6 protein-coding genes are annotated in these 6,686 nt (G+C 43.3%); all 6 read left to right on the forward strand.

The window, feature by feature from the left end; genetic code table 11:
- Positions 1 to 14: 14 nt before the first annotated feature.
- The 6 genes from R7070_RS20700 to R7070_RS20725 all read left to right on the forward strand — a co-directional run bounded on the left by R7070_RS20700 (position 15) and on the right by R7070_RS20725 (position 6,308).
- Positions 15 to 1,349 carry a PTS sugar transporter subunit IIC gene (locus tag R7070_RS20700; protein WP_005381064.1) on the forward strand — a complete coding sequence of 445 codons (1,335 nt, stop codon included), beginning with the start codon at positions 15 to 17 and terminating at the stop codon, positions 1,347 to 1,349.
- Between the two features lie 51 nt (positions 1,350 to 1,400).
- Entirely contained in the window at positions 1,401 to 1,712 is a 312-nt protein-coding gene (locus R7070_RS20705) for a PTS lactose/cellobiose transporter subunit IIA (RefSeq protein ID WP_031777269.1), read from the forward strand.
- Between the two features lie 12 nt (positions 1,713 to 1,724).
- Positions 1,725 to 3,047 (forward strand): 6-phospho-beta-glucosidase, encoded by a 1,323-nt coding sequence (locus R7070_RS20710; RefSeq protein WP_149191741.1) that lies wholly within the window; start codon positions 1,725 to 1,727, stop codon positions 3,045 to 3,047.
- Positions 3,048 to 3,065: 18 nt separating this feature from the next.
- On the forward strand, positions 3,066 to 3,821 hold the full coding sequence (gene chbG / locus R7070_RS20715; protein WP_149191742.1) for a chitin disaccharide deacetylase: 756 nt from the start codon (positions 3,066 to 3,068) through the stop codon (positions 3,819 to 3,821).
- Positions 3,822 to 3,925: 104 nt separating this feature from the next.
- Positions 3,926 to 4,924, forward strand: a complete 999-nt coding sequence (locus tag R7070_RS20720) for a LacI family DNA-binding transcriptional regulator (protein ID WP_149191743.1) — start codon at positions 3,926 to 3,928, stop codon at positions 4,922 to 4,924.
- A 130-nt stretch (positions 4,925 to 5,054) separates the two neighbouring features.
- Positions 5,055 to 6,308, forward strand: a complete 1,254-nt coding sequence (locus R7070_RS20725) for an HD-GYP domain-containing protein (RefSeq protein ID WP_149191744.1) — start codon at positions 5,055 to 5,057, stop codon at positions 6,306 to 6,308.
- The last annotated feature ends 378 nt before the right edge of the window (positions 6,309 to 6,686 follow it).

Genomic DNA, 6,686 nt, shown 5'->3' on the forward strand with positions numbered 1-6,686 from the left:
TAAGGATGGATTCTATGAAGCTTTATGACGCAATTATAGGCGCAGTCGAAAAGCATATAGCCCCTATAGCAGCTAAAGTGGGGAATCAGCCCCATGTTCGCGCAATGAGAGACGGTTTTATTGTCGCAATGCCGTTTATTATTGTCGGTAGTTTCATTTTGATTTTTGCATTCCCCCCATTTGCCGAAGATACAACCTTTACTTTTGGTCGAATTTGGCTCGATTTCGCCACTACACATTTTGATACCATAATGATGCCCTACAACATGTCGATGGGGATCATGACCATTTTTGTTTCGCTGGGCGTTGCTTATAGTTTAGCGAAGGCTTACAAGATGGATGGGATCACGAGTGCTGTATTGTCACTAATGTCTTTTTTACTCATTGCGGCCCCAGCTAAAGATGGCGCGTTGTCTATGTCTCACATGGGCGGAACCGGGATCTTCACCGCAGTGATGTGTGCATTTTTCTCGGTGGAGCTCTACCGTTTTATGAAAAAGCACAATATTACGATTCGCATGCCAGAGCAGGTGCCACCGGCGATTGCGCGATCATTTGAAGTATTGCTACCAGTCTTAGCGATATTCATTACCTTATATCCACTTAGCCTTTTCGTACAAACCCAGTACGACATGCTGATTCCAGATGCTGTTATGGCTATCTTTAAACCGCTAATTAGTGCGTCTAACTCATTGCCTGCCATTATTGGCGCTTTATTGCTTTGCCAGCTGCTTTGGTTTGCGGGTATTCATGGTGCTGCAATTGTTGTTGGACTGCTTTCTCCAATCTTTTTGACCAACATTGGTGCCAACATTGAAGCCTTTGTTGCAGGTGAACCGATTCCAAATGTATTTACTCAACCGTTCTGGGATTTTTACATCTTTATTGGCGGCTCTGGTGCAACACTTGCTCTTGTTATGCTGATGTCGTTTAGCCGTTCTGTTCACCTTAAGAGCATTGGTCGAATGAGTGCGGTGCCTGGCTTTTTCCAAATCAACGAACCTGTGATCTTCGGTAGCCCAGTTGTGATGAACCCGACCTTGTTTATCCCGTTCGTCTTCGCTCCAGTCATCAACGCTACGATTGCGTATTTTGCTGTGCATGTCGGCTTTGTGGGTATGGGGGTCGCTACAACACCTTGGACAACACCGGCACTGATAGGTGCTTCGTGGGGTAGCGGTTGGACCTTTGCGCCAGTATTGCTCGTCATTGGTTTATTAATTCTTGATCTAATCATCTACTTCCCATTCTTCAAAATGTTTGAGAAGCAAATGTTGGAGCAAGAACTACCAACGACGAAGGAAACTAAAGGTGATACGCAGCCGTCAGGCGAAGGCGTTACTGCTTAACTGTGCTTAATGGGCCGCAATTACCGCGGCCCGATTTTCGGAGAGAAAATGATGGAACAAGAATTGGTTGTAATGGAGATCATTTGCAATGCTGGTGAAGCCAGAAGTTTAAGCTACGAGGCATTGCGTTTATCTCGAGAACAAGATTTTGAAGCGGCTGATGAGAAGCTCTCTCAAGCAAGAGAGTGCATTAATAAAGCCCACTTAATACAGACTCAGCTTATTGAAGAAGATCAGGGAGAAGGGAAAGTCCCGATGACGTTAGTGATGGTGCATGCTCAAGATCACCTAATGACTACGATTTTGGCTCAAGAGATGGCTGTAGAAATCGTCGCACTGAACAAAAAAATCTCGAACAAATAAAGGGGGATGAAAATGTCTAGAGAGGCGATCAAACTTGCCATTATTGGCGGTGGTAGTAGCTATACCCCGGAATTGGTTGAAGGGGTTATTAAGCGCTTAGAATATTTACCCGTTAAGAAGATTCATTTTGTGGACATTGAGTCAGGAGCTGAGAAGCTTGAGATTATTAAAGGATTGGCTCAGCGAATGGTCGATAAAGCCGGAGCAAAAATTGATATAAAAGCCGGTTTCGATCGCCGTGCTGCGATAAAAGATGCGGATTTTGTGATGACGCAGTTTCGTGTTGGTGGCCTTGCTGCACGCGCTAACGATGAGCGAATCCCAATCAAGTACGACGTCATCGGCCAAGAAACAACGGGCCCTGGTGGTTTTGCTAAAGCACTGCGAACCATTCCGGTCATTCTTGATATCTGTAAAGACATTGAAGAGTTGGCTCCAAACGCATGGATGCTCAATTTCACCAACCCAGCGGGTTTAGTTTCCGAAGCGGTCAGTAAGTACACCAAAGTAAAGAGTATTGGTTTATGCAATGTGCCCGTTTCAATGGAAATGATGATTGCGGAAATGATGGAGTGCGAGCCAAAAGAGCTACAACTTGAGTTTGCTGGGTTAAACCATCTCGTGTGGGTACACAAAGCATGGCTCAATGGGGAAGATATTACTCAAACGGTATTAGAGAAAGTCGGTGATGGTGCCAACTTCAGTATGAAGAATATCTGGGAAGAACCGTGGGATCCGGCATTTCTAAAAGCACTGGGGGCGATACCATGTCCTTATCATCGCTACTTCTATCAAACTGATGCCATGCTTGCTGAAGAGAAACAAAGTGCCGATGAAAAAGGCACTCGTGCTGAGCAGGTAATGGAAACAGAAAATGCGCTATTTAAGCTCTATCAAGATCCTACCCTCGATCATAAGCCGAAAGAGTTAGAGGAGCGGGGTGGTGCTTATTATTCTGATGCATCACTGAACCTAGTTGATTCAATTTATAACAATCGTAATAGTATTCATGTTGTTAACGTTTTAAATAATGGAGCGATCAACGGCCTACCTGACGATGCTGTGATTGAATGTAGTGCGGTGATTGGTAGCTGGGGGGCGAAACCTCTTGCGGTTGGCGAGTTGTCAAACAATATCAAAGGATTACTCCATCAAGTTAAAGCGTATGAGCAGCTAACAATAGAAGCTGCTGTCGAAGGTAATTATGACAAGGCGCTTATGGCATTAACCAATAACCCATTGGTGCCTGACATTGGCCGCGCCAAGTCAATCCTGGATGATATTCTGGCGGTGAACGCTCCGTATTTACCTCAATTTAAACTAACGACGTTGTAAAACTAAGGAAGGGCGCCGATGAAAGTCATTTTTAATGCTGATGATTTTGGTTTAACGAGAGGTGTAAATAGCGGCATCGTTAAAGCTCACCAGCAAGGTGTGGTTCATTCAACCACCATGATGGTGGGTATGGATGCTGAGCAACATGCCTTAGAACTAGCTCGCCATAATCCAGACTTGAAAGTTGGCGTTCATCTTAGGTTTACAGCAGGTGTGCCTATAACGAAGCATCCTAACTTGACCAACGGCCGAGCGCACTTTATCAACTATGACGAACTTTGGAGTAAGCAGGACTTCGAAACTCAGGTCGTTTATGATGAAGCAAAAGCTCAGGTGGAACATTTTTTATCGCTTGGGTTAGAGCTAAGCCACTTAGATAGCCATCATCACGCGCATACTCACCCTCAAATTTTGCCCGTTATTAAAGAAGTAGCGAATGAATACCGAGTGCCACTGCGGGGCACTGGCTTGTGTCAAGAATCGATGACAATCAGGTATATCTTTACTGATGAGTTTTATGATCAAAAAGTGAGCTTGGATGGCTTAATGGCACATCTATTGAGCTTAAAAGCTGACTATGACTTGGTTGAGGTGATGTGCCACCCGGCAGAGGCCGATCAGGCGCTTATCTTAAAGAGTGGCTATGCGCTTCAGCGAGAGCTAGAGTTACAAGTTCTTACCTCTCCCATTTTAAAAGAACAGTTAGCTCAGCATGGTATAACTGTCACGGATTACTCTGAGCTTGTTTCTACCAATCAAATGGTCGGTGTATGATTAAAGGCTGCCAGCTTCGCCCCCTATAGCACCTTACGAATTGCTGGCAGCCGTTCTACACAAACGAATATTTAATAACAATTGCAGTTGGACCCAATAGCATTATGGCAAGGATTAAAGATGTAGCCGAACTCGCCGGTGTAAATCGCTCTACCGTTTCTCGAATTATTAATGGAGAGGGGAAATTTCGCGAGGAAACTCGAAAAAAAGTAGAGCAAGCTATGGCGCAATTGAATTATCGTCCCAGTGCAATTGCTCGTTCACTCGCAACCTCATCCAGTAATATGGTTGGGTTATTGGTGACTTACTATACGGGGGGCTTCTTTGGCGAGATGATGGAGCAGGTTCAGACCGAGCTGGATATTCATAAGAAGTTTTTGATTACAGCTCAAGGCCATCATTCTGCACAAGGTGAAAAAGAGGCAATTCAGCGTTTTAATGATTTACGTTGTGACGGCTATGTACTTCATAGTCGTTATTTGTCAGATGATGACTTACGTGAATTAGCTAAACAGCCAACACCTTTCGTTCTCCTGGATCGCTACGTGGAAGGAATAGAAGAGCGTTGTGTTACCTTTAACCATCATCATGCAAGCCGTATTGCAGTTGAGCACCTTTTAGCTGGTGGCCATCGAAAGATTGCTTGTATTGCCGGTCCATCCCAACGTCATAACAGTGTATTGAGAAAGTTTGGGTATATTGATGCAATGAAGGATGCTGGTATAGATATTGATGAAAGCTGGTGTGAAGAAGGGAATTATGGTCGGCAAAGTGGTTATGATGCAATGGCTGCAATTTTACAACGACACCCTGATGTGACGGCTGTCTTTTCGTGCAGTGAAGAAATGACGGTTGGTGCAATGCAGTACTTACACGAGCACAGTATTTCTGTACCAGAGCAAATCTCATTAACTAGCTTTGACAGTGTTGATCTTTGTGAAAGTCTTTACCCTACAGTATCAGCAGTGCACTTTCCTATCAGTGACATGGCCCGTGTAGCGGTACAAACGTTAATGGGGCTAGTCAAAGATCAAGAAGTAATAGACAAGCCAGTGTTCGAGGCCAAGCTTAAAATACGCAAAGCAGATCGCTCCTTAAAGTAGCTTACTTCTATCTAATTAAGTGAGTCGCTTAGAAATAACGGTTTGATGTTTTGATAGTTACTGATGAATTTATTCACAAAATTTACTAGTATTCTAACTCTCTTAAGAAATATAAATCAGTAGTGAATAAGTGACAGCCATTAAACTAACGGTCGATCGTATTCAACCCGGATTACATATCCGTCTTCCGCTAAAGTGGAACGATCACCCCTTTCTACTCAATAGCTTTAAGATTAAAGACCAAGAGCAAGTCGAGATGATCCGCCACCTCGGCGTAAAGTTCGTTTACTTTAATCCAGAGCAAAGCGATGCCGTTCCACTCCCTGTTGATCAAAGACAAGCTGACAGAGTAACAAATGAAGCGTCGTTAGATCATGAAACTCAAAAAATGTGGCAAGAAAAACAGAACCGCATAGAAAAGTTAAGTGCATACCGTCGACGCGTGATTCAGTGTGAAAAAGAGTTTGAGCGCTCTCTGGCACGTATGCGTTCAGTCATGACTAAAATCCGTAACCGTCCGACAGCAGCAGTTGATGAAGCAAAGCTTCTTATTGAAGATATCGTCGAGAAGTTAATGTGCGATGATAATGTTACGTTACATCTGATGAACGGAAAAAATGAGTTTGAAGATATTTATTTCCACTCATTGAACGTGGCTGTTATCTCTATGATGATTGGCCGTGCTAAAGGGTACTCAGCAGCACAGTTGAAAGAGCTTTCCTTTTCCGCACTATTCCATGATATCGGGAAAATAAAAATCCCGACTGCAATATTAAGAAAGCAACTACCTCTAACAGAGCCAGAAACCAACTACTTAAAGTTGCATACTAAATATGGCGTCGATCTTGCGAGTCAAATCGAGGCTTTTCCCGAAGTCGCGAGAATTGTGATCGCGCAGCACCATGAGCTAAGAGATGGGTCTGGTTATCCTAAAGGCCTGAAAGGAGATGAGATCAACGAGTTTGCTCAAATTATTGCTGTAGCCAATGCGTTTGATAACTTGTGCCATACCCCGATAGTCTCAGACCAAAAGATTCCTTATACCGCACTCTCTCATTTATATAAGAACTGTAAACACCTATATAAAGAAGAGAACCTGAACATCCTAATTAAGTTTATGGGCGTGTTTCCTCCGGGTACCGTAGTTCAGCTTTCTAATAATATGGTCGGCCTGGTTATCTCAGTGAATGCATCGCATCTATTATTCCCGAATGTCTTGGTTTACGATCCATCAGTACCAAGGACGCAAGCGCCAATCATTGATCTTGCCTCAAAAGATATAAAGATAGTTAACGCGATTCATCCGTCAAAATTACCGGATAAAGTAAAAGAGTATCTAAATCCGCGTTCGCGTATTTCTTATTTCTTTGATAGCGATGAGTAGTTATCCACAGCTTTTTGTGGGTAAATTGTATAAATCCTGAGTGTTATTTCTGGGTAATTTGGGGGTTGGATGGAAAGTATCCATTTGGCATGTTTTTTTAGAAAAAATGCATTTTTAGTATTGCCAAAGAAAATCTTCTCCCTATAATGCGCATCCATCGACACGGCAGACGTCACAAGGCTTCAGCAGGGTCGAAGAGGTAAAAAGCTTCTACAAAAAATTAGTTTAAAAAAGTGTTTGACACTAACAACTAAATCGCTAGAATGCACCTCCGCTTTGAGAGAAAAACTTCTCGCAAAGCAAGCTCTTTAACAATATAGACCTATCAATCTGTGTGGGCACTCGTTGATGATAATCCAATTAGAAGCTTCGGCTTCA

The sequence above is a fragment of the Vibrio sp. 1557 genome, assembly GCF_033340175.1.
GTDB classification, from domain to species: Bacteria; Pseudomonadota; Gammaproteobacteria; order Enterobacterales; family Vibrionaceae; genus Vibrio; species Vibrio alginolyticus.

Bases quoted from the DNA above. Each gene is read 5' to 3' on its own strand.
- chbG (WP_149191742.1), top strand. From the start codon at position 3,066: ATGAAAGTCATTTTTAATGCTGATGATTTTGGTTTAACGAGAGGTGTA.
- R7070_RS20710 (WP_149191741.1), top strand. From the start codon at position 1,725: ATGTCTAGAGAGGCGATCAAACTTGCCATTATTGGCGGTGGTAGTAGC.
- R7070_RS20705 (WP_031777269.1), top strand. From the start codon at position 1,401: ATGGAACAAGAATTGGTTGTAATGGAGATCATTTGCAATGCTGGTGAA.
- R7070_RS20720 (WP_149191743.1), top strand. From the start codon at position 3,926: ATGGCAAGGATTAAAGATGTAGCCGAACTCGCCGGTGTAAATCGCTCT.
- R7070_RS20700 (WP_005381064.1), top strand. From the start codon at position 15: ATGAAGCTTTATGACGCAATTATAGGCGCAGTCGAAAAGCATATAGCC.